Here is a 20,651-nt window from a genome sequence, read left to right as displayed (position 1 = left end):
ACTTTCGAAGAAGATGCGAGGGCTGCAATGGACGGGCAAAGGGCCGTCCCGAACTGGATCCGGCCGGTCAGGCGGTGTCGGACAACATCCAGTTCATGAGCTCGCATCCTTCTTGAAAGGTGTTATCCGATTAGCCGAAAAAACCGGCCCTGTCATCCCGCTTTCCGCGCGACGCCTTCAAGGCTCTGACGGTCCAGCGAAAAATCACTGTCGATCCAGGCGCGCTCGGCCGCTTTGAGCGCACGCCCCAGGGCCGCGCCGGACAGGTCCGGCATCAGGTCGGCGGCGGTCAGGGGAAACTGCGCCTGCATGCCCCTGGCGATCACCCGGCCGGTCTCCGGCGCCAGCGGGGCCTCGGACATCGCTGCGCGCAAAAGCGCTGCGTCCCATGCGATTTCCGCTCCCTCGCGCCACGCCAGTTCGGCAGGGCCGGTACCCTCTTCGACCGCTGACCGCAGAGTATCCAGCCGCCTCGCGTCCTGCCGGCTAAGCCGCAGTTCCGCGCCCGCGCCGCCCAGCGCGGCCAGCCTGCGAATGGCCTCAGGTGGGATGCCGCCCTCACCTTCGAGATAGACCAACGGGCCGACAAAGCGCGACGACGCGCCGGGAAGAAGCCGCCCTAGAACGCCGGACGTCTCCATGGCGGCGAGCGCGGGTGCAGGGTCGGCCGCAGAAAGAAGCTTCCTGAGCTCGCTCCAGACCCGTTCTGCAGCCAGTTGACCCAACCCGTCCAGATTGCCGGCAATGGCCGCCAGCGCATCGGCGTCGAGACCGCGCTCGGGATCGCCGTATTGCGCGTGAAACCGGAAAAAACGCAGGCTTCTGAGATAGTCCTCGCGAATACGGTCCTCGGCATGGCCCACAAAGCGCACATGACGCTCGCGCAGGTCTGGCAGGCCGTTCACCGGGTCTGTCACAGTGCCATCCGCATCCGCGTAAAGCGCGTTCATCGTGAAATCGCGCCGCGCCGCATCGTCTTCCAGCGTCGCGGAGAAACTCACCACAGCCCGGCGCCCGTCGGTTTCGACGTCCCGGCGAAAGGTCGTGATCTCGAACCCTTGGCCGTCGATCACCAGCGTCACGGTTCCATGATCCACACCTGTCGGCACGCTTCGGATGCCCGCAGCGTCCGCCAGTTCGATAACCGTTTCCGGCGGGGCAGAGGTAGCGATATCGACGTCATTGACAGGCACACCCAGAAGCGCGTTTCGCACGCAGCCGCCCACGACAAATGCCTGATGGCCCGCGCCCGTCAGAAGGCCGAGCGCCTGTTGCGTCGCGTCATCGCGAAGCCAGTCCGCATCAAGTCGTGTCATCGGCCATCCGGTCCGCCAGACCGCGCAATATACGCGCGGTCGCACCCCAGATGTAATAGGGCCCCCAGGGCACCGTAAAGTAGGATCGCGACTGCCCCCGCCAGAGCCGGGACTGAACGCTGTAGTTCCGAGCGTCCAACAGATGCGCCAACGGCACTTCGAAGACCTCGTCCACCTCGCCCGCCTCGCGCCTATATGCGGACGGTGGCGTCAGCAGCGCCAGAACCGGCGTCACCTGAAACCCTGTCACCGTTTCATGGGGCGCAAGAGTACCGATGACCTCGATCGTCTCGGGCGGTACGCCGGTTTCCTCATGCGTTTCGCGAATGGCCGCCGCGACGACATCGGCATCGACGGGATCGACCTTGCCGCCAGGAAAGGCAATCTGGCCGGGGTGATGCTTGAGCGCCGAGGACCGCTTGGTCAGCAGAACACGCGCGCCACCGCCGCCCTCGATCACGCCAATCAGGACGCCTGCGGCACGGAGCTTGCGGTTCTCGGGCAGGACAACGGACGGGTTCAGGTCGAAATCCGAAGAGGGCCGGTCGGTCCGGGTCGCCGCCCGGACCAACCGGTCCCGAAGATCAGTCACCTTCAGGGTCCTTTTCGGCCTCAAATCCCAGCGTCAGCGGGTCGAACTCGTAATGCGCCCCGCAGAACTGGCAATCCGCCGTCACGATCCCCTCGTCGGTGGTCATGTGGCCGATATCCTTTGCCGAATAGATCGAAAGCGACTGACGCACACGATCCGACGAACAGGTGCAGCCGAACTTGACCGGCTGCGCATCGAACACCCGCGGGCCATCCTCGTGATAGAGCCTGACCAGCAGTTCGGTCGGCTGGACCGTGGGTCCGATCAGCTCGATCTCTTCGGCGGTGTCCAGAAGCACGTTCACGTGGTTCCAGTTCTCGGCCTCGTTCCCTTCGAGGATATCTTCGGCCAGAAGAAGCCCGTTATCGCCGGACCCGCCGCCCGACGCCCCGGGCGACGCCTTGGGCATCTGCTGAAGCATCATGCCACCCGCGCGCCAGTGAAGCGACTGCCCCGGCACCTGCGACTGACCGAAGCTCAGCGCGAACCGCGTCGGCAATTGCTCGGACTGGGCGAAATAGGCTTCCGCACAGGCAGCGAGCGACCCGCCCGCGATGGGCGTGATGCCCTGATAAGGGGTCATGCCCGCCCCCTGATCGATCAGGATCGCAAAATAGCCTTTGCCGATCTGCGGGAACGGATCGCCGTTCGGGTCCAGCCGCTCCTTGTCAAAGCTGGCATAGGCGCGGATACGCGCCGGCTCGCCATCCTCGGTCGGGCCGTAATAGTCCGTGGCGATCAGACGCGCCGGCCCATCGCCCCGCACCTGAAGCGACAGTTTCCACTTCAGCTTGATGGTCTGGCCGATCAGCGCGGTCAGCAGAGTGGCCTCGGCGATCAGGGCTTCGATGGCCGGCGGGTAATCGTGCTGGGACAGAACCTGTTCCAGCACACCGTCGAGCCGGGCCACGCGGCCCCGCGTGTCCGTTCTATCAAGCTGAAAGGGAAGGACGGTATCGTCCCAGGCGATATTCGATCCGATGTTCATGGGGTTTTCCTGTCGAGCGCGCTCGTGCATACCGCCTCCATATAGGAACCGCAAACGAAGGACCAAGGGGATGATCCCAAGACTGGGCGAACCGGTTCGGTCAGATCGCCGCTACAGGCTCAGGCCCGGTGTCTACGCGATCCTTCCGCGGGGCGGGGACGTTCTGCTGACATACCAGGCGGAACCCGAGCACGAGGTCCAGCTTCCCGGCGGCGGCATCGACACCGGCGAGCAGGTCCTGCCAGCGCTGCATCGCGAGGTTTTCGAGGAAACGGGTTGGACCATTGCGGGTCCGAAACGCGTCGGCGCCTTCCGTCGCTTCGCCTATATGCCGGATTACGACCTCTGGGCCGAAAAGGTCTGTCATGTCTATGTCGCACGTCCCGTTCAGCGCATCAGCGCACCGACCGAGCCCGAACACACTGCCATCTGGGCACCGTTCGAGGCCGCGCCCGGCCTCATCCAGAACGAAGGCGATCGCATGTTCCTTCTCAGGGTACTTTCGCGCCTTTGAATCAGGGCCTCACGTCCGCTCGATCACCATGGCGGAAAGGTCGTCGGGAAAATCCGTCCGGCCCGCAAACGCGCCCAACGCATCGGTCAGCGCGGCGACGAACGCCTCGCCATGGAGATGCCTGTTGGCCAGGACCATGTCCCGCAGCCCTTCTTCCTCCAACAGCTCGCCGTCGGGTCCAGGACATTCCGTCAGACCGTCCGAATAGAGGATCAACCGGTCGCCTTTCGAAAGCTGCACGACCGTCTCGTCGTATTCCGCCCCGGGGATCAGACCGACGGGCAGGCCATAGGTAGCCAGATACTCGGCCCGGCCATCCGCACGAATAAGGAGCGGGCTGGGATGGCCCGCCTGCGCCATCACGATCCGCCCGGAGGCGAGGTCGATCTCGGCCAAAATCATCGTCAGGTACTTGTCGGTATCCGATTCCTCCAGAAGAAGCCGGTTCAGCACCTGACAGACCTCAGCCGGGGGGAGCATCGCGCGCTGCCCCGACGCATAGACCGTCAGCGCCACGTTCTGATCGGGCGACACCGCGGACAGGTTCGCCGCCAGCCGCGCGGTCATCAAAGCCGAGGCGATACCGTGCCCCGCAACGTCCAGCGCGTAGACCCCATACCGGTTCTCGCTGATCGGGAACATGCCGACCAGATCGCCGCCGACATGTCCGCTAGGCTGATACAGGATCGACAGGTCGGCCCCCGGCAGGGCGCGAAACCGCTCCGGCACCAGACCTTGCTGAAAGCTGTGCGCCTCTTTCAGGTCACGCTCGATCGCACCTTGCGCCTCTTCCAGATCGTCCAGCGTCCGACGCAGAAGCCGGTTCTTGGCGATCAGGTCGCGCTGGGCGTGAAGCACCCGCTGACCGGCACGAACACGGGCCTTCAGCTCGATCACGTTGAAGGGTTTGGACAGGAAATCGTCAGCCCCGCTCTCCAGACCCTCTGCCAGCTTTTCGCGTTCGGTCTGCGCGGTGAGCAGAATGAAATAGGCTGGGCGCTCCGACTTCAGCGCGCGGAATCGCTGACAGAATTCGACGCCGGTGAGGCCGGGCATCAGCCAATCGCTGATGACGAAGTCCACATCGACTGACGCGCAGATCGACAGCGCTTCGTCGCCTGAGCCAGCCTCAATCGTCTCATAGCCCCATTTCGTCAGTGTTCGGGACAAAAGACGACGCTGCGCCCGGCTGTCGTCGACAACAAGGATCGGGCGCGCCTCTTCGGCGGCCACAAGCTTGGGAAACGCGGATTCGGACGCATTCATGCGGTGGGTGCTACACCAGCAGCGGTTAATGTGTCCTGAAATCACGGGCTGCCGCGGCGGAACGCAAAATTAACGCACCTCCGCTAGACGGTGCCCATGATCGACTGGGCACGCATTGAAGAACTGAAGGCCGAGGTGGGCGAAGACGCCGTCGCCGAGGTTGTTGAAATCTTCTTCGAGGAGGTGGACGAGGCGATGGCCGCGCTGGGCAGCGCCGGCACGCCGGACGCCTTGGCAGATGCGCTGCATTTCCTGAAGGGCAGTGCGCAGAATGTCGGGATGTCGGACGTTGCTGGCGCCTGTGCGGCGCAGGAAGTCGACGTGCGCGCGGGCAGACGCACAGCCGTCGATCTTCCCGCAATTCAGACCGCGCTACGGTCAGCCCGTACCGAACTGATCCAGCGCCTGCCCTAGATCAGGAACCGCGCCAGCAATTCGTCCGCAGTGATGTCGCGGTAGGACAACCCACCGGCATCCATCGCCGCGAAGAGCCGGTCGAAATTCTCGGGCTCGGACGTCTCGATCCCGATCAGGACCGAGCCAAAGTTACGCGCGGATTTCTTCAGGTACTCGAACCGCGCGATATCGTCGTCCGGGCCGAGCATTTCGAGAAAGTCGCGCAGCGCTCCGGGTCGCTGAGGCAGGCGCAAAACGAAATACTTCTTGATGCCCCGATAGCGCTGCGCCCGCTCCTTCACCTCTGGCAGACGCTCGAAATCGAAGTTTCCACCCGTGGTGATGCAGACAACCGTCTTTCCCGCGATGCGATCGGTAATGTCCTGAAGAACATCGACCGACAGCGCGCCAGCCGGTTCCAGAACGATGCCTTCGACATTCAGCATTTCCAGAATCGTTGCGCAGAGACGGTTTTCAGACACTGCATAGAGATCGCCCGGATCGACGGATTTCAGAACCTCGAACGGCCGCTCGCCGATCCGGGCGACCGCTGCGCCATCGACGAAATTGTCCACGCGGTCCAGCGACACCGGCTCACCCGCGTCCAGCGCCGCCCGCAGGCTCTGTCCGCCTTCCGGCTCGACAAGGATCACCTCGGTCGCGGCCCCGAACGCCCGAAGATAAGACAGAACACCCGCCGACAGCCCGCCCCCGCCGACAGGCATGACCAGGATGTCAGGCGGCGTGCCCATGGCTTCGATCAGTTCGACCGCAATGGAGGCCTGGCCTTCGATCACGTCAGGATCGTCGAAGGGCGACAGGAAATGTGCCCCGGCGCTGGTGCAGAAGGCCTGCGCCGAGCGCAGCGTTTCGTCGAAATAGTCACCCGTCAGTTCGATTCGCACATTGTCGCCGCCGAAACTGCGCGTCTTGTCGATCTTTTGCTGAGGCGTGGTCACTGGCATGAAAATCGTCCCATTGACGCCAAAATGACGACAGATATAGGCGACCCCCTGCGCATGGTTCCCCGCACTGGCGCAGACGAAATCGCGCTTTTCCGGTGCGGTCTGCAGCGCCTTACGGACCGCATTCATCGCCCCCCGGATCTTATAGGAGCGAACAGGCGTCAGATCCTCGCGTTTCAGCAGGATATCGGCCCCATAACGCAAGGAAATATGGTCATTTCGCTGGAGCGGCGTTGCCGGGAAAAGCCCGCGGACCGCGTGTTCGGCGGCCTTGGCATCAGGTAGTATTCCGCCCATCTTCACGCTCCTTTCGCCCGGCTGATTTCCGCCATCGCACCCGGCCCAGCCCGCTTCTGCGGCCGGAACAGGGTGACGGCCACATTTGCGCCATCTATCGTTTCTAGCGTCCCGGGCATAGACCATGCACCCGAAAAGGAGACCGGAAATGCGGAAGACACTACGCCAGACAATGGCGGCCATCCTGCTCTCGTCGGTCGCCCTCGTGCCGGCAGCGACGGTTTCCGTCATCGCAACCGCCGATGCGGCCTATGCAAAGTCCGAAAAATCGCGCGGCGGTGGCGGGAAACCCGATCACGCCGGGCAGAAACTGATCCGCGGCAAGTCGGGCGACACGACGGCCTCGCGTGGTGGCGGCTCCAAGTCGAACCGTGGCCTGAAAGGCTTTGGCGACGACCTGCGCGGGATGGGCCGCGAGATGCGCAATCTGTTCGACGGAGACACGCGGGGCAAAAAGCCCGCCAAGGTCGCCGGCGGCGGCAAGAAGGCCGCAGCGCCCGACGGCGAGGAACAGCTATTCGCGCGCGGCAAGTCGGGAAAGGTCAGCGCGTTTCACCCGAGCGAACTTGGCAACATGAACGGCGCCATGAACGCGAATATCAACGCGGTTCTGGCGCATATCCGGAATGGCAACACCAACGGCCCCGTCGGACACATGGCGCTGCTTGCCGTGTCTGGTGCGGCCATCTATGCCGCCGCAGGCGTTGTCGAGCGTGAGATGCTCTATCAGTCGCTGGACGATGCTGTAGTCGGGTCGGAATATGACAGTCTGGAAGACTATCTGACTGCCGTCAAAGAGGGCGCTGACCGCGATCCGGCAATCGACGCAGCGCTTGATGGCGTCGGTTACAGTGAGGACGGATTCGCCGTCACGCGCCCGGCCGAGGAAGACTACCTTGCCGCGCAGGAAGAACTTGACGGTTACGACGAGGACGACTTCCAGGCCAAAGCCGACGCCGAGGCCGCGATCCTTGCGTATTGGAACAAGAACTCCGCAGAAGGTGACCTTCGCACCGACGAGGAACAGACTCTTCTCGACGAACTCTATTCCCGCTTCGACGGCCAGCAGGACGCTATCGACGGCGCCATCGCTGCGTCGGAGACCCACGGATCGGACGAGGATGATGACGACATCGCCGATACCTGTGGCGATGACGAGGTCTGCGACGAAGACGATATCGCTCTTGTCGACTGACCTGAGGTGACACCGAATGGTGCAAAGGGCGGCTTCGACCGCCCTTTCTGTTCGCCCGCCCTTGTTCAGGCGCGCAAAACTCCGTAAACGCCGCTTGCCCAGCGAAACGGGGAAAACCATGTCCGCACCGAAGAAAGTCGTCCTCGCCTATTCCGGCGGTCTCGATACGTCGATCATCCTGAAATGGCTTCAGACCGAGTACGGTTGTGAAGTAGTCACCTTCACCGCCGATCTCGGTCAGGGTGAGGAACTCGAACCCGCCCGCCAGAAGGCCGAGATGCTGGGCGTCAGCGAGATCTATATCGAAGACCTGCGCGAAGAGTTCGTACGCGACTTCGTTTTCCCGATGTTCCGCGCCAACGCTCTCTATGAGGGGCTTTACCTTCTGGGCACGTCCATCGCGCGGCCGCTGATCTCGAAACGTCTGGTGGAGATCGCCGCCGAGACCGGTGCCGACGCCGTCGCCCATGGTGCGACCGGCAAGGGCAACGATCAGGTCCGTTTCGAGCTTTCGGCCTATGCGCTGAACCCCGACATCAAGGTGATCGCGCCCTGGCGTCTGTGGGACCTGACCAGCCGCACCAAGCTGATCGACTTCGCGGAAAAGAACCAGATTCCCATCGCCAAGGACAAGCGCGGCGAGGCCCCGTTCTCGGTCGATGCCAACCTTCTGCACACCTCCTCCGAGGGCAAGGTGCTGGAAGACCCTGCCGACGAGGCGCCCGATTACGTCTATCAGCGCACGGTCCATCCCGAGGATGCGCCCGATACGCCCGAATACATCGAGATCGGGTTCGAAGGTGGCGACGCCGTCTCGATCAATGGCGAGGCGATGAGCCCCGCGACCGTCCTGACGAAACTCAACGAGCTGGGCGGAAAGCATGGCATTGGGCGGCTCGACCTTGTCGAGGGACGTTTCGTCGGCATGAAGTCGCGCGGCATTTACGAGACACCCGGTGGCACGATCCTTCTTGAGGCTCACCGCGGGATCGAGCAGATCACGCTCGACCGTGGCCAGGCGCATTTGAAAGACGAACTGATGCCGCGCTACGCCGAGCTGATCTATAACGGTTTCTGGTTCAGCCCCGAACGCGAAATGCTTCAGGCCGCCATCGACAAGAGTCAGGAGCACGTTACAGGAACGGTGCGCCTCAAGCTCTACAAGGGTCTGGCGCGCACCGTTGGTCGGTGGTCTGATCACTCGCTCTATTCCGAGGCACATGTGACCTTCGAAGAGGATGCGGGCGCTTATGATCAGAAGGACGCGCAGGGCTTCATTCAGCTCAATGCGCTGCGCCTCAAGCTGATCGCAGCACGCAAGCGGCGCCTTTCCGGCAAGTAACGTGAACGGTGACGTGTTCTCACGTCACCGTGACCTCACGGCCCGGTGAATTGCGTGGCCTTTCCTCCGCGGGGCAGTCTTGCCCCATGTCGAGAAAGGACAGCGCCATGAGTTTGACCGCACAATCCCTGAAAGCCCCGATGTTGGCGCTTTTCATCGTGCTTGGCCTTGCCATCGAATGCGGCAAGGCACAGGCCGCCGCGACCGAGACGGCTTATTTCGCCGGCGGCTGCTTCTGGTGCGTCGAAGCCGATTTCGAGAAGGTCAGAGGCGTTGACGAGGTTGTGTCCGGCTACACCGGCGGCACGGTTGCCAACCCGACATACAAACAGGTCACGCGCGGCGGTACGGGCCACTACGAGGCGGTAGAGATCCGCTACGATCCGGCTGTCGTCAGTTACGAGGCACTGCTTCACGCCTTCTTCCGGTCGGTCGACCCCACCGATGCTGGCGGTCAGTTCTGCGACCGGGGGGACAGCTATAGAACCGCCGTTTTCGTCTCTAACCCTGAGGAAAAGCGTCTTGCAGAGGCAGCCAAGGCCCGCGCCGAGCGCGATCTGGGACAACGGATCGTGACCCCGATCCTTGATGCCTCGGCCTTCTACGATGCCGAAGAATATCATCAGGATTATTACAAGAAGGGTGAGATCGTCCTGACCCGACGCGGCCCGAAATCCAAGATGGAAGCCTACAAGTTCTATCGGAACGGCTGCGGCCGCGATCAGCGGATCCGACAGCTCTGGGGAAATGACGCGCCCTTCGCGTCCTAAGGGCTGAACGCTTCGACTTCGGCTCGCATCGGAATCGCATTAGCGGTCCCATGCCGGGTGACCTTCAACGCAGACGCCTTGCCCGCGAACGCCATCGCTTCTTCCGGCTTCATGCCTTCATGCAAAGCTGCCGCAAGATAGCCGGCGAAAGTGTCCCCCGCGCCGGTGGTATCGACGGCCTCAACGCGGGTGCCCGCGACCTCCCAGCTGTCACCAGACCGCGTGTCGATCCAGCGCGCACCCTTTGCGCCCAAAGTCACGACGATCCGGGCGACGGGTAGGGAAAACAGGCTCTGTTCAAGGGCTTTTTCAAGTTGCGCCGCCTCAACCTCGTTCAGAAGCAGCATGTCGGTTGCGGGGAGAATTGCGCGCACCGCCTCGGCATCGAATGGTGCGGCGGAATAGACGACCTCGACACCCTTTTCGCGAGCGACGCGGGCCGCTTCGACCTGACAATTGGTTTCGTTCTGGATCAGCAGAACGTCTCCCGCGCCTGCGTCTTGCAGAGCGGCCGCGATCCGGTCCTCGGATTGCGCCCCATTCGCACCAGCAAGGATCACGATGGCGTTCTCACCGTCCTCCGCCACGTTGATAATCGCATGGCCGGTCGGAACATCGAGGGTCGCAATATGCCGCGTGTCGACACCGTATGATTCAAGTCGCTCGAAGATCCACTCGGACCCCGGCCCTACCCCGCCGATATGAATGACCTGTGCGCCTGCCTTTGCCGCCGCAACAGACTGGTTGGCGCCTTTGCCGCCCAGACCCGTGGTGAGTTCCAAAGCCGCGAGTGTTTCCCCCGGCTCTGGGATATGCGGCACGGCATAGAAGTGGTCTGCGTTGACAGAACCCAGGCAATAAATCGTCATCTCAGCCAACCTTGCTCGCGGCCAGAAGCGCCATGTTCAGAATGTCATTTACCGAGCTGACGGTCGGGCAAATCTGGATGGGCCGATCAACACCGGTCAGAATCGGTCCGATGACCGTCGCGCCCGCCATTTCCTGCATCAGCTTGACCGAGATCGAAGCCGAATGCCGCGCCGGCACCACCAAGACATTTGCCGGGCCGGTGAGCCGCGAGAACGGATAGGCCTCTTGCGCTTTGGCGTTGAGAGCCACGTCCACTGTCATCTCGCCTTCATACTCGAAGTCGACATTCATCTTGTCGAGAACATCGGGCGCCCAGGACATTTTGACCGCCCGTTCCGACACAGGATAGCCGAAGGTCGAGAAGCTGAGAAAGGCGACTCTAGGCTCTAAACCAAGGGATTTCGCCACTTTTGCGCCCTGAATTGCGATCTGGGCCAAGTCGTTTTCATCCGGCCATTCATGGACCAGCGTATCCGCAATCAAGACGATCCGTCCCTTGTGCAGCACGGCCGTCACGCCAACAGCACCATGCTCGGCGCTGGCATCGAACACATGGTTAATCAGCTTCAGAACATGGGCCGATTTACGCGTCGCGCCGGTCACAAGCGCGTCGGCATGGTCATGCGCCAGCATGAGTGAGGCAAATACGTGCCGATCCCGCGCCGCAAGGCGGTGAATATCGGCGGCGTCAAAACCGCTCCGCTGGAGCCGGTTGTAGAGAAAGCTCTTGTAGGTCTCGAGATGCTCGGTTTTGGCCGCGTTGATGACCTCAATCTCGCCAACGGCATCGCCTAAACCCTCTGATTTGAGTCGCGCTTCGACGTCCTGATCCCGTCCGACCACAACCGCCTTACCGAAACCGTTCCGCTGATAGGCGACGGCCGCGCGCAACACTCGGTTGTCGTCACCCTCCGCAAAGACGACACGGGACTGCGCCGCCCGGGCCCGCGCGTTGATTCCGCGCAGGATCGACGCGGTCGGGTCCATCCGCGCCTTCAGGCTTTCGCGATAGGCCTCCATGTCGATGATGGGCCGCCGCGCCGCGCCCGTATCCATGCCTGCCTTCGCAACAGCGGGCGGTATGCGATAGATCAGCCGCGGATCGAACGGCGTCGGGATGATATAGTCACGGCCAAAAGTCAGCTTTTGCCCATAGGCCATTGCGACCTCGTCCGGCACATCCTCTCGCGCCAGCTCGGCAAGCGCCTCAGCACAGGCGATCTTCATCTCGTCGTTGATGGCGCGTGCGTGAATGTCCAGCGCCCCCCGAAAAAGATACGGGAATCCCAGCACGTTATTGACCTGGTTCGGATAGTCAGACCGACCGGTCGCAACGATGGCGTCAGGGCGAACGGCTTGCGCATCCTCGGGTGTGATCTCGGGGTCAGGGTTCGCCATGGCAAACAGGATCGGATCCTTGGCCATGCTTTCGACCATCGCCTGTGTCACGGCCCCTTTTGCGCTGACGCCGAGAAAGACGTCGGCGTCCTTCATCGCGTCTTCCAGGGTCCGCGCGTCGGTCTTGACCGCATGGGCCGATTTCCACTGGTTCATGCCCTCGGTCCGGCCCTGATAGATGACGCCCTTGGTATCAGCCACGATGCAATTTTCGTGCCGCGCACCCATCCGCTTCAGCAGCTCGATACAGGCGATCCCGGCGGCACCAGCGCCGTTGAGGACGATCTTCACGTCCTCGATCTTTTTCCCCGAAAGATGCAGCGCATTCAGAAGCCCCGCCGCACAGATCACCGCCGTCCCGTGCTGGTCGTCGTGAAAGACGGGGATGTCCATCTCTTCCTTGAGGCGCTGTTCGATGATGAAGCACTCCGGCGCCTTAATGTCCTCAAGGTTGATCCCGCCGAACGTTGGCCCCATTAGCCGGACGGCATTGCAGAAAGCATCCACGTCCTCGGTATCCAGCTCAATATCGATCGAGTTCACGTCGGCAAAGCGTTTGAACAGAACTGCCTTGCCCTCCATCACCGGCTTCGAGCCCAGTGCACCAAGGTTGCCAAGACCCAGAACCGCCGTCCCGTTCGAGATGACGGCAACCAGATTGCCCTTGTTCGTGTAATCATATGCCGTCTCCGGCGCGGCGGCGATTTCCTCGCACGGCACGGCAACACCGGGGCTATAAGCCAGCGAAAGGTCGCGCTGCGTCGTCATCGGGACGGTCGCCTGCACCTCGAACTTGCCCGGCGTCGGGTGCATGTGAAAGGTCAGCGCGTCCTCGCGCGTATACTTGGTCTTGGCCATTGGGGTCCTCCACTTACCGCCCATCCTGACGGGGCCGGCAAGGCGGGGCAAGATGCCGATTTTCACCTTTCGCCGCGTCATTGGGGCCGTTAGATTCTCACGACCACCGAAGCTTGGGGGAGCGTTCGTGACCGTTGCCAATGCCGCCGTCACCCCGATGATGGCGCAGTATCTCGAAATCAAGGCCGAGCATCCGGGTTCGCTTCTGTTCTACCGGATGGGCGATTTTTATGAGCTTTTCTTCGACGATGCCGTCGCCGCGGCCGAGGCGCTGGACATTGCGCTGACCAAACGCGGCAAACATCTGGGCGACGATATTCCGATGTGCGGCGTGCCGGTGCATTCGGCCGAGAACTATCTGCTGACGCTCATTCGCAAGGGGTTTCGCGTTGCAGTCTGCGAACAGTTGGAGGACCCGTCCGAAGCGAAGAAGCGCGGGTCGAAGGCCGTCGTAAAACGTGGGGTCGTGCGAGTCGTCACTCCCGGCACAATTACCGAGGACTCGCTTCTGGAGGCGCGGCGGCATAATTTTCTGGCCGCGATTTCCGATATTCGCGGGGATGGCGCGATTGCCTGGGTCGATATCTCAACGGGCGAGTTTCGCGTGCTGTCCGGTTCGCAGGTTCGCTTCGGTCCTGAACTGGCGCGCCTCGCGCCTAGCGAAGTCGTTCTGGCCGACAGCAAAGAAGCGGAATTGTCCGATCTAGTGACTGATATAGGAGCATCCGTTACGCCGCTGGCTGCTGCGAGCTTTGACAGTCAGTCGGCCGAAAAGCGCCTCACAAAGCTCTTCAAGGTCGATAGCCTGGACGCCTTCGGCACATTCAGCCGCCCCGAGATTTCGGCCATGGGCGCTCTGATCGACTATCTGGACCTGACGCAGAAGGGCAAGCTGCCGCTGCTGAGGCACCCGATCCGCGAACAGCCCCGTGATGTCCTGCAGATCGACGCGGCCACGCGGCGGAACCTGGAGCTGACGCAGGCGCTGTCCGGCGGTCGGGCGGGGTCGCTTCTGCACGCCATCGACCGGACGGTGACTGCGGGCGGCGGGCGCCTATTGGAACGGCGGCTGTCCTCGCCATCGCGTCACCTGCCGACCATCGCGGCGCGGCTTGATGCGGTCGACTACGCGCTGGAGACGCCCGATTGGGCAGAAGATACGCGCGACGCGCTGAAATCCTGCCCCGACATGGACCGGGCGCTGTCGCGCCTCGCGCTCGACCGGGGCGGTCCTCGGGACCTTGCCGCCATCCGCGACGGGTTAAGCCAGGGCGCACGCCTTATTGCGCGAAAAGCCGCGGATATGCCCGGTTTAGTGACTGATCTGCTCGACCGACTGACCGGCCTGGACGAGGTTACCGACGCGCTTGATACGGCCCTGATCGCTGAGCCACCGCTTCTTGCGCGGGATGGCGGCTATATAGCGGCGGGCGTGGATGATGAGCTGGACGAGGCACGCAAGCTGCGCGACGAGGGGCGCAGCGTCATCGCCGGGTATCAGGCTGAGTATGCCAGGGAGACTGGCGTCAGCTCGCTGAAGATCAAGCACAACAATGTACTTGGCTATTTTATCGAAACCACGGCCACCCATGCGGAAAAGATGCTGTCCGCTCCGCTTTCCGACACGTTCATCCATCGCCAGACGACGGCCAATGCCGTGCGCTTCACGACGGTCGATCTGTCCGAGATGGAAACCCGCATCCTGAATGCGGGCGCGCGGGTCATCGAGATCGAGAAACGTCACTATGACAGGCTGAAAGCGCTGATTTTGCACCACGCTCCCGGAATTGGCGACGCGGCGCGTGCGCTCGCGGAGATCGACGTCATCACCGCGCTTGCGGCGCTTGCCCGCAGCGAGGATTGGTCCCGCCCGAAAGTCACGGAAGGCCGGGAATTCAGGATCGAAGCGGGCCGGCACCCGGTGGTCGAGCGCGCGCTGAAATCCGAAGGCGCGCCCTTTATCGCCAATGGATGTGATCTGTCGGCCGAGTCCGGAGCCGCCATCTGGCTTCTGACGGGACCTAACATGGCCGGTAAATCGACATTCCTTCGTCAGAACGCGCTCATCGCCATCCTCGCGCAGTCCGGCAGCTACGTACCCGCGGATAGCGCGGAAATCGGCCTTGTCAGTCAGGTTTTCAGCCGCGTCGGCGCCTCGGATGATCTGGCGCGCGGTCGCTCGACCTTCATGGTCGAGATGGTCGAGACCGCCGCGATCCTGAACCAGGCGGATGACCGCGCGCTGGTGATTCTGGACGAGATCGGGCGCGGAACGGCGACGTATGACGGTCTTTCCATCGCCTGGGCGACGCTGGAGCACCTACACGAGGCGAACCGCTGTCGAGCGCTTTTTGCGACCCATTACCATGAACTGACTCAATTGGCCGACAAGCTGGAGGGTGTCGATAACGCCACCGTCGCGGTCAAGGAATGGGACGGCGACGTCATCTTCCTGCACGAAGTGCGGAAAGGCGCTGCCGACCGCAGTTATGGCGTGCAGGTGGCGCGGCTCGCCGGACTGCCCGCAAGTGTGGTCGAGCGGGCGCGCATTGTTCTGGATGCTCTCGAGAAGGGTGAGCGAGAAGGCAGTACGCACCAAAAAGCGCTGATCGACGATCTGCCGCTTTTTTCGGTCACGGCACCGCAAGCGGCGCCGAAACCGACGAAATCATCCGAAATAGAGACGGAAATAGCCAGGCTGCTGCCCGACGAGATGACACCGAAAGAGGCTCTCGCCGCGCTTTACGAGCTCAAGGCGATGCTGGACGTATCCTGATCAGGAGGCTGGCGCAGAGCTGACGCCGACCTGTGCCGGGCGCAGCAGGCGGTCATGCAGCATGAAACCGTGCGCCGAGACCTGAATGATATCGCCTGCGCGGGTGCCCGGCAGCGGGGCCTCGAACATCGCTTCATGGTGCTGCGGATCGAACCGGTCGCCGACTTCGGGCATGATCGGCACGATGCCGTGCTTTTTGAAGACGTTCAGAAGCTCACGCATGGTCAGCTCGACGCCCTCGATCACGGCGGCATTCGTTTCACGCGCGTCCTCGGGGATCGAATCCACAGCGCGCTTCATGTTGTCGAACACGGGCAATAGATCACGCGCCAGACGAGACCCGCCGTATTGCTCGGCCTCTCGGCGATCCCGTTCGGACCGCTTGCGCGAATTCTCGGCATCGGCCAGCGCACGCATGAACTTGTCACGGAACTCGTCGCGTTCCGCTTCCAGCGCCTGGATACGTTCGTCGATGTCCGGGTCTTCCAGCGCCTCCGGACTGTCGATGTCGATCAGCTCTTCTTCGGCGGCTTGCTTTTTCGCGTCTCCGTCACTCATGACTGTCCTCGGTCTGATATCAGGCGCCCAACCAGCTGGGCGGTATAGTCAACAATTGGAACGATGCGGCCGTAATTCAGGCGTGTTGGCCCGATCACGCCGACTGCACCGATGATCTTTCGATCCGCGTTCATATAGGGAGAGACCACCAAAGAGGAACCGGAAAGTGAGAAAAGCTTGTTCTCGGAGCCAATGAAAATACGCACGCCCTCGCCGGTTTCCGTCAGGTCGAGAAACTCGGCGATATCCCTCTTCCGCTCGAGGTCATCGAAAAGCGAGCGGATGCGCTCCAGCTCTTCTTCCTCGGCGCTTCCGGCCAGAAGATTCGCGCGGCCACGGACAATCAGTCGCTCATAGGATCCGCCTTCGTTTTCCCAGAACGCACTTCCATTTTCGACCAGTTCCCGCGCGGCGCTGTCAAGTTCCTGACGGTGCTTGGCGATCTCACGCGAGACGACCTCACCCAATTCACTGATGGTATGGCCATCCACGATAGAGTTCAGGAAATTCGCCGCCTCGCGCATGGAGCTGGCGGTCTGTCCCGCCGGAGGCGTGAAGATGCGGTTCTCGACATGGCCGTTTGAAAAAACAAGCACCACAAGCGCGCGATCATGCGCCAGGCTGACAAAGTCGATATGCTTGAGTGGTGCTTCGAGCTTTGGCGCAAGAACGAGGCTAGCCCCGTGAGTCGCACCGGAAAGCGCAGAACCGACCCGATCCAGAAGGCCGCCGACCTCGGAAGACGAGCCCTTGAGCGAAACGTCGATGGCGCCGCGATCCTCATCCGAAAGCTCGCGCACCTCAAGGAGTCCGTCCACGAACATGCGCAGACCAAGCTGGGTCGGGATGCGGCCCGCCGAAACATGGGGAGAGTCGAGCAGGCCCAGATACTCCAGGTCCTGCATGACGTTTCTGACGGTTGCGGCACTGACCTTTTCGCTCAACTCGCGGGTCAGGGTGCGGCTACCGACCGGGTCGCCCGTTGCCAGATATCCCTCGACGACGCGGCGAAAGACTTCGCGCGATCGCGCGTTCATCTCTTCCAGAATTTTGCCAGTCTCGGTCATCAGCCGCCTTGTGAGAAGCGATGCAATTAAAGGGAAGGCGCCAGCGGCGTCAATCGGGGTTGATGAGGGGGGCCACCATGACTATCAACCGCCAACCCGCAAAGGAGAAACCAATGCGCCCTTCCGGACGTGATGTAAGAGAAATGCGACCCGTTTCAATTGAAACGGATGTGACCCGTCATGCCGAAGGCTCGTGCCTGATCCGCTGCGGGGACACGCATGTCCTCTGCACCGCGTCCATCGACGAGCGGGTACCGCCGTGGATGAAGAACTCGGGCCTTGGCTGGGTTACTGCGGAATACGGGATGCTTCCCCGCGCAACCCACAGCCGGATGCAGCGTGAGGCGAAAAAGGGTCAGTCTGGCAGAACGCAGGAAATTCAAAGGCTTATCGGTCGATCGCTGCGCGCGGCTGTTGATCGCTCGGCCCTGGGGGAACGTCAGATCACCGTGGATTGCGACGTGATCCAGGCCGATGGCGGGACGCGCTGCGCATCGATCACCGGCGGCTGGGTCGCGCTCCGACTGGCGGTTAACAAGCTGATGAAGGCGGGGATGATAAGCAGCGATCCGCTGACCGATCATGTCGCGGCGGTATCCTGCGGCATCTACGCCGGTCAGCCGGTGCTGGACCTCGATTATCCCGAGGACAGCGAGGCTGGCGTCGATGGCAATTTCGTGATGACGGGCGGCCGACGCCTGATCGAGGTTCAGATGTCTGCCGAAGGCGCGACCTATTCCCGGGATCAGATGAATACGCTCCTGGATCTGGCGGACGCGGGCGTCGGCACATTGGTCGGGGCTCAGAAAGCGGCTCTTGGCTGATGCGCAGGTTCGACGGCGATACCCTGCTGGTTGCGACCCATAACAAGGGAAAGCTGGAAGAGATCGCAGATCTTCTCTCCGATCTGGGCATCACCGTTACCGGCGCGGCCGACATGTCCCTGCCTGAACCGGAGGAGACCGGCACCACTTTCGTGGAGAATGCACGGATAAAAGCCCATGCCGCGGCCAGCGCGACGGGGCTCCCGGCTCTGGCCGATGATTCCGGCATATCTATCGACGCGCTCGATGGCGCGCCCGGTGTCTATACTGCCGACTGGGCCGAGACACCGAATGGCCGAGACTTTGTGCTGGCCATGACCCGTGCGCATGAAGAGTTGGAGGCGCGGAATGCGCCGCATCCGCGGCGGGCCGCGTTCAACTGCACTTTCGTTCTGGCTTGGCCCGACGGACATGACGAGGTCTTCGAAGGCTGTGTGGGCGGGCATCTCGTCTGGCCGATGCGCGGCGAAGAGGGTCACGGATATGATCCGATATTTCAGCCTGACGGTTACGACGTAACCTTTGGCGAGATGGACCGGTGGGAGAAAAACCGGATCAGCCACCGCGCGGATGCCTTCAGGAAGCTGCGCGCCGTATTCGACAATGACTGACCCGCGCCACGTTGCGCTTTACGTCCATTGGCCCTTTTGCCAGGCGAAATGTCCCTACTGTGACTTCAACAGCCATGTCGTGGCTGGTGTAGACCACTCGCGCTGGCGGAATGCGTTGGTCGCCGAACTCGATCGTGTCGCTTCGGATGTTCCCGATCGTATTCTGACGTCGATCTTCTTCGGCGGCGGAACGCCCAGCCTGATGCAGCCCCAAACGGTGCGCGCCATCATTGACGCAGCGCGGACTCGCTGGAGCGTAGCGAATGACGTCGAGATCACGTTGGAGGCCAATCCAACTTCGGTCGAGGCCGATAAATTCCGCGCGTTTCGCGATGCAGGCGTCAACCGGGTTTCGGTTGGGCTTCAGGCGCTGAACGACACCGATCTGCGGGCGCTTGGTCGTCTGCATTCGGCAGATGAAGGCATCCGCGCTTTTGAAACGGCAAGGGACGTCTTCGCGCGTACGTCTTTCGATTTGATCTACGCCCGACAGCATCAGACGCGAGAGGCATGGGAGCAGGAGTTGCGCCGCGCCATCGGTTTCGGTCCGGATCATATGTCGCTCTATCAATTGACGATCGAGCCGGGGACGGCCTTTGGCGACCGGTTCGACCGGGGTCGTCTGAAAGGGCTTCCGGATGAGGATATCGCCGCCGACATGTACGAACTGACGCAGAGCATCACAGCATCCGCCGGTCTGCCTGCCTATGAGGTCTCGAACCATGCAAGGCCCGGCGCTGAATCGCTGCACAACCTTACCTATTGGCGCGCGGGCGATTGGGTCGGCATAGGTCCTGGCGCGCATGGGCGTTTTACGCGGCACGGTACGCGGCTTGCGACCGAGACTTTTCTGGCGCCGGGCGCATGGATCACAGCAGTCGAGAGCGGCAACGGCGAGAACAACCGTCAGAGTGTTTCTCCAGACGACATTCAGGCTGAGCGGTTGATGATGGGCCTGAGGCTGACCGAGGGCGTTCCGGTCGAGGACATCGCGCCCGATTTTCTCTCTAGGGTCCACGAAATCAATGAGTTGATGGAGAGTCCGGCTTTGGATGTCTCGAACGGCCGACTTCGGGTGACCTCATCAGGCCGTCCTGTCCTCAACGCCGTCCTGCGCGAACTCTTGGTCTAAACCTCGCCTGCGCCAGTCGTCACGGAAAGACGGCGGCAAATCTCATCAAGCTGATCGAGGTCCTTGTACCGCAGCGTCATCGTCCCAGACCCGGCTTCGCCGTTATGCGAGATCGACACCGGAAGGGACAGCGCCGCAGCAAGGTCTTTTTCCAAAGCCTTGGTATCGGCGTCCTTTTCAGGCGTTGTGGCCGTGTTCGTGGTCTTCTTACCGGGCGTGCCCTTGGCGAGTTTCTCGGCCTGACGAACCGAAAGACCGCCCTTGATCACTTCCCGCGCCAGAGCCAACGGATCAGGTGCCGTGATGAGTGCTCGAGCATGGCCCGCAGACAAGGAGCCATCGCGCACCATGTCCTGCACTTCTTCGGGAAGATTGAGCAATCTCAAAAGGTTAGCGATATGGCTGCGGCTCTTTCCAAGCGCTTCAGCAAGTTTTTCCTGCGTGTGTCCGAACCGCTCCATGAGTTGACGGTAACCCGCGGCTTCTTCGACCGCGTTCAGGTCGGCGCGCTGGATGTTTTCGATAATGGCGATCTCAAGGACCTCAGTATCGTCCAGCTCGCGGACGATGGCAGGAACCTCGTGCAACTGCGCGCGCTGAGCTGCCCGCCACCGACGCTCGCCGGCAACGATCTCGTACTGCCCCGACCCACCTGGCCTGTTCCGCAGGATCAGCGGCTGAATGATGCCCTTGGTCGCCACCGAGGCCGCAAGTTCCGCCAAGGCCTCTTCCGTGAAAGTCCGGCGGGGCTGATCAGGATTGGGAAAAATCTTGTCGATCGAGATCGTAACCTCGGCCTTGCGCGCGGGCGTATCGCCACGCTTTGCGGGCGCCGTATCGACATCCGCCATAAGGGCCGAAAGCCCGCGCCCCAAGCCGCGCCGTTCCGTCTTTGCCTGTGCCATGCCCCTACCCT

Annotated in this window: 19 protein-coding genes; 9 read left to right on the top strand and 10 right to left on the bottom strand. The window is 62.1% G+C overall.

The annotated features are described in order from the left end of the window. Positions 1-152: 152 nt before the first annotated feature. Genes GQ651_RS10470 through hslO form a run of 3 tightly spaced genes read right to left on the bottom strand, consistent with a single transcriptional unit; the run spans position 153 to position 2,896 of the window. Positions 153-1,316 (bottom strand): CCA tRNA nucleotidyltransferase, encoded by a 1,164-nt coding sequence (locus GQ651_RS10470; RefSeq protein ID WP_160764208.1) that lies wholly within the window; start codon positions 1,314-1,316, stop codon positions 153-155. Further along, positions 1,303-1,908, bottom strand: coding sequence for a CoA pyrophosphatase (locus tag GQ651_RS10465; RefSeq protein WP_160764207.1), 606 nt, complete (start codon positions 1,906-1,908; stop codon positions 1,303-1,305). The genes GQ651_RS10470 and GQ651_RS10465 overlap by 14 nt, the downstream gene beginning before the upstream one ends. Beyond that, on the bottom strand, positions 1,901-2,896 hold the full coding sequence (gene hslO / locus GQ651_RS10460; protein WP_160764206.1) for an Hsp33 family molecular chaperone HslO: 996 nt from the start codon (positions 2,894-2,896) through the stop codon (positions 1,901-1,903). Before hslO ends, GQ651_RS10465 begins: the two co-directional genes overlap by 8 nt. A gap of 70 nt (positions 2,897-2,966) precedes the next feature. Between hslO and GQ651_RS10455 the strand changes: the two genes are divergently transcribed. After that, on the top strand, positions 2,967-3,410 hold the full coding sequence (locus GQ651_RS10455; RefSeq protein ID WP_160764205.1) for an NUDIX domain-containing protein: 444 nt from the start codon (positions 2,967-2,969) through the stop codon (positions 3,408-3,410). 9 nt (positions 3,411-3,419) lie between these two features. Here the strand turns inward: GQ651_RS10455 and GQ651_RS10450 are convergent, their stop codons facing one another. Beyond that, positions 3,420-4,676, bottom strand: a complete 1,257-nt coding sequence (locus tag GQ651_RS10450; RefSeq protein ID WP_160764204.1) for a PP2C family protein-serine/threonine phosphatase — start codon at positions 4,674-4,676, stop codon at positions 3,420-3,422. A 96-nt stretch (positions 4,677-4,772) separates the two neighbouring features. Here GQ651_RS10450 and GQ651_RS10445 point away from each other — a divergent pair, with 96 nt between their 5' ends. Then, positions 4,773-5,090 carry an Hpt domain-containing protein gene (locus GQ651_RS10445; protein WP_160764203.1) on the top strand — a complete coding sequence of 106 codons (318 nt, stop codon included), beginning with the start codon at positions 4,773-4,775 and terminating at the stop codon, positions 5,088-5,090. Here GQ651_RS10445 and ilvA read toward each other — a convergent pair. Then, positions 5,087-6,334, bottom strand: coding sequence for a threonine ammonia-lyase IlvA (ilvA, locus tag GQ651_RS10440; RefSeq protein ID WP_160764202.1), 1,248 nt, complete (start codon positions 6,332-6,334; stop codon positions 5,087-5,089). The genes GQ651_RS10445 and ilvA overlap by 4 nt on opposite strands. A 148-nt stretch (positions 6,335-6,482) precedes the next feature. Here ilvA and GQ651_RS10435 point away from each other — a divergent pair, with 148 nt between their 5' ends. The 3 genes from GQ651_RS10435 (at position 6,483) to msrA (ending at position 9,641) form a co-directional block, all read left to right on the top strand. After that, on the top strand, positions 6,483-7,529 hold the full coding sequence (locus GQ651_RS10435; RefSeq protein ID WP_160764201.1) for a hypothetical protein: 1,047 nt from the start codon (positions 6,483-6,485) through the stop codon (positions 7,527-7,529). 118 nt (positions 7,530-7,647) lie between these two features. Continuing rightward, positions 7,648-8,871 carry an argininosuccinate synthase gene (locus GQ651_RS10430; protein ID WP_160764200.1) on the top strand — a complete coding sequence of 408 codons (1,224 nt, stop codon included), beginning with the start codon at positions 7,648-7,650 and terminating at the stop codon, positions 8,869-8,871. A 107-nt stretch (positions 8,872-8,978) separates the two neighbouring features. Then, positions 8,979-9,641 carry a peptide-methionine (S)-S-oxide reductase MsrA gene (msrA, locus tag GQ651_RS10425; RefSeq protein WP_160764199.1) on the top strand — a complete coding sequence of 221 codons (663 nt, stop codon included), beginning with the start codon at positions 8,979-8,981 and terminating at the stop codon, positions 9,639-9,641. Here the strand turns inward: msrA and GQ651_RS10420 are convergent. Both GQ651_RS10420 and GQ651_RS10415 read right to left on the bottom strand, forming a co-directional pair. Continuing rightward, positions 9,638-10,510, bottom strand: a complete 873-nt coding sequence (locus tag GQ651_RS10420; RefSeq protein WP_160764198.1) for a ribokinase — start codon at positions 10,508-10,510, stop codon at positions 9,638-9,640. The two genes, msrA and GQ651_RS10420, sit on opposite strands and share 4 nt — an antisense overlap. Before the next feature lies 1 nt (position 10,511). Continuing rightward, entirely contained in the window at positions 10,512-12,767 is a 2,256-nt protein-coding gene (locus GQ651_RS10415; RefSeq protein ID WP_160764197.1) for an NADP-dependent malic enzyme, read from the bottom strand. 157 nt (positions 12,768-12,924) lie between these two features. On the opposite strand from GQ651_RS10415, the gene mutS reads away from it, so the two are divergent. After that, entirely contained in the window at positions 12,925-15,543 is a 2,619-nt protein-coding gene (mutS, locus tag GQ651_RS10410; protein ID WP_160765124.1) for a DNA mismatch repair protein MutS, read from the top strand. Here the strand turns inward: mutS and GQ651_RS10405 are convergent, their stop codons facing one another. Beyond that, positions 15,544-16,101 carry a nucleotide exchange factor GrpE gene (locus tag GQ651_RS10405; protein ID WP_160764196.1) on the bottom strand — a complete coding sequence of 186 codons (558 nt, stop codon included), beginning with the start codon at positions 16,099-16,101 and terminating at the stop codon, positions 15,544-15,546. After that, a complete protein-coding gene (gene hrcA / locus GQ651_RS10400) occupies positions 16,098-17,168 on the bottom strand; it encodes a heat-inducible transcriptional repressor HrcA (protein WP_160764195.1) in 1,071 nt (356 codons plus the stop codon). The genes GQ651_RS10405 and hrcA overlap by 4 nt, the downstream gene beginning before the upstream one ends. Before the next feature lie 113 nt (positions 17,169-17,281). Between hrcA and rph the strand changes: the two genes are divergently transcribed. The 3 genes from rph to hemW are packed head-to-tail and all read left to right on the top strand — an operon-like array spanning position 17,282 to position 19,735. Then, positions 17,282-17,992 (top strand): ribonuclease PH, encoded by a 711-nt coding sequence (gene rph, locus GQ651_RS10395; protein ID WP_160764194.1) that lies wholly within the window; start codon positions 17,282-17,284, stop codon positions 17,990-17,992. Continuing rightward, entirely contained in the window at positions 17,989-18,603 is a 615-nt protein-coding gene (gene rdgB, locus GQ651_RS10390; RefSeq protein WP_160765123.1) for an RdgB/HAM1 family non-canonical purine NTP pyrophosphatase, read from the top strand. The genes rph and rdgB overlap by 4 nt, the downstream gene beginning before the upstream one ends. Beyond that, the gene (gene hemW / locus GQ651_RS10385) at positions 18,596-19,735 is read left to right on the top strand and encodes a radical SAM family heme chaperone HemW (RefSeq protein ID WP_160764193.1); all 1,140 of its coding nucleotides are present in this window, start codon (positions 18,596-18,598) and stop codon (positions 19,733-19,735) included. Before rdgB ends, hemW begins: the two co-directional genes overlap by 8 nt. Here hemW and GQ651_RS10380 read toward each other — a convergent pair. Next, the gene (locus GQ651_RS10380) at positions 19,732-20,640 is read right to left on the bottom strand and encodes a ParB/RepB/Spo0J family partition protein (RefSeq protein ID WP_160764192.1); all 909 of its coding nucleotides are present in this window, start codon (positions 20,638-20,640) and stop codon (positions 19,732-19,734) included. The genes hemW and GQ651_RS10380 overlap by 4 nt on opposite strands. Between the last annotated feature and the right edge of the window lie 11 nt (positions 20,641-20,651).

The sequence above is a fragment of the Kangsaoukella pontilimi genome (assembly GCF_009830125.1).
Classification (GTDB): domain Bacteria; phylum Pseudomonadota; class Alphaproteobacteria; order Rhodobacterales; family Rhodobacteraceae; genus Kangsaoukella; species Kangsaoukella pontilimi.
This window is presented reverse-complemented; position numbering and strand designations above follow the sequence as displayed.

Excerpts from the sequence above, each read along its gene's own strand:
- GQ651_RS10470 (WP_160764208.1), bottom strand. The coding sequence starts at position 1,316 with ATGACACGACTTGATGCGGACTGGCTTCGCGATGACGCGACGCAACAG.
- hslO (WP_160764206.1), bottom strand. The coding sequence starts at position 2,896 with ATGAACATCGGATCGAATATCGCCTGGGACGATACCGTCCTTCCCTTT.
- GQ651_RS10455 (WP_160764205.1), top strand. The coding sequence starts at position 2,967 with ATGATCCCAAGACTGGGCGAACCGGTTCGGTCAGATCGCCGCTACAGG.
- GQ651_RS10450 (WP_160764204.1), bottom strand. The coding sequence starts at position 4,676 with ATGAATGCGTCCGAATCCGCGTTTCCCAAGCTTGTGGCCGCCGAAGAG.
- GQ651_RS10445 (WP_160764203.1), top strand. The coding sequence starts at position 4,773 with ATGATCGACTGGGCACGCATTGAAGAACTGAAGGCCGAGGTGGGCGAA.
- ilvA (WP_160764202.1), bottom strand. The coding sequence starts at position 6,334 with ATGGGCGGAATACTACCTGATGCCAAGGCCGCCGAACACGCGGTCCGC.
- GQ651_RS10435 (WP_160764201.1), top strand. The coding sequence starts at position 6,483 with ATGCGGAAGACACTACGCCAGACAATGGCGGCCATCCTGCTCTCGTCG.
- GQ651_RS10430 (WP_160764200.1), top strand. The coding sequence starts at position 7,648 with ATGTCCGCACCGAAGAAAGTCGTCCTCGCCTATTCCGGCGGTCTCGAT.
- msrA (WP_160764199.1), top strand. The coding sequence starts at position 8,979 with ATGAGTTTGACCGCACAATCCCTGAAAGCCCCGATGTTGGCGCTTTTC.
- GQ651_RS10420 (WP_160764198.1), bottom strand. The coding sequence starts at position 10,510 with ATGACGATTTATTGCCTGGGTTCTGTCAACGCAGACCACTTCTATGCC.
- GQ651_RS10415 (WP_160764197.1), bottom strand. The coding sequence starts at position 12,767 with ATGGCCAAGACCAAGTATACGCGCGAGGACGCGCTGACCTTTCACATG.
- mutS (WP_160765124.1), top strand. The coding sequence starts at position 12,925 with ATGATGGCGCAGTATCTCGAAATCAAGGCCGAGCATCCGGGTTCGCTT.
- GQ651_RS10405 (WP_160764196.1), bottom strand. The coding sequence starts at position 16,101 with ATGAGTGACGGAGACGCGAAAAAGCAAGCCGCCGAAGAAGAGCTGATC.
- hrcA (WP_160764195.1), bottom strand. The coding sequence starts at position 17,168 with ATGACCGAGACTGGCAAAATTCTGGAAGAGATGAACGCGCGATCGCGC.
- rph (WP_160764194.1), top strand. The coding sequence starts at position 17,282 with ATGCGCCCTTCCGGACGTGATGTAAGAGAAATGCGACCCGTTTCAATT.
- hemW (WP_160764193.1), top strand. The coding sequence starts at position 18,596 with ATGACTGACCCGCGCCACGTTGCGCTTTACGTCCATTGGCCCTTTTGC.
- GQ651_RS10380 (WP_160764192.1), bottom strand. The coding sequence starts at position 20,640 with ATGGCACAGGCAAAGACGGAACGGCGCGGCTTGGGGCGCGGGCTTTCG.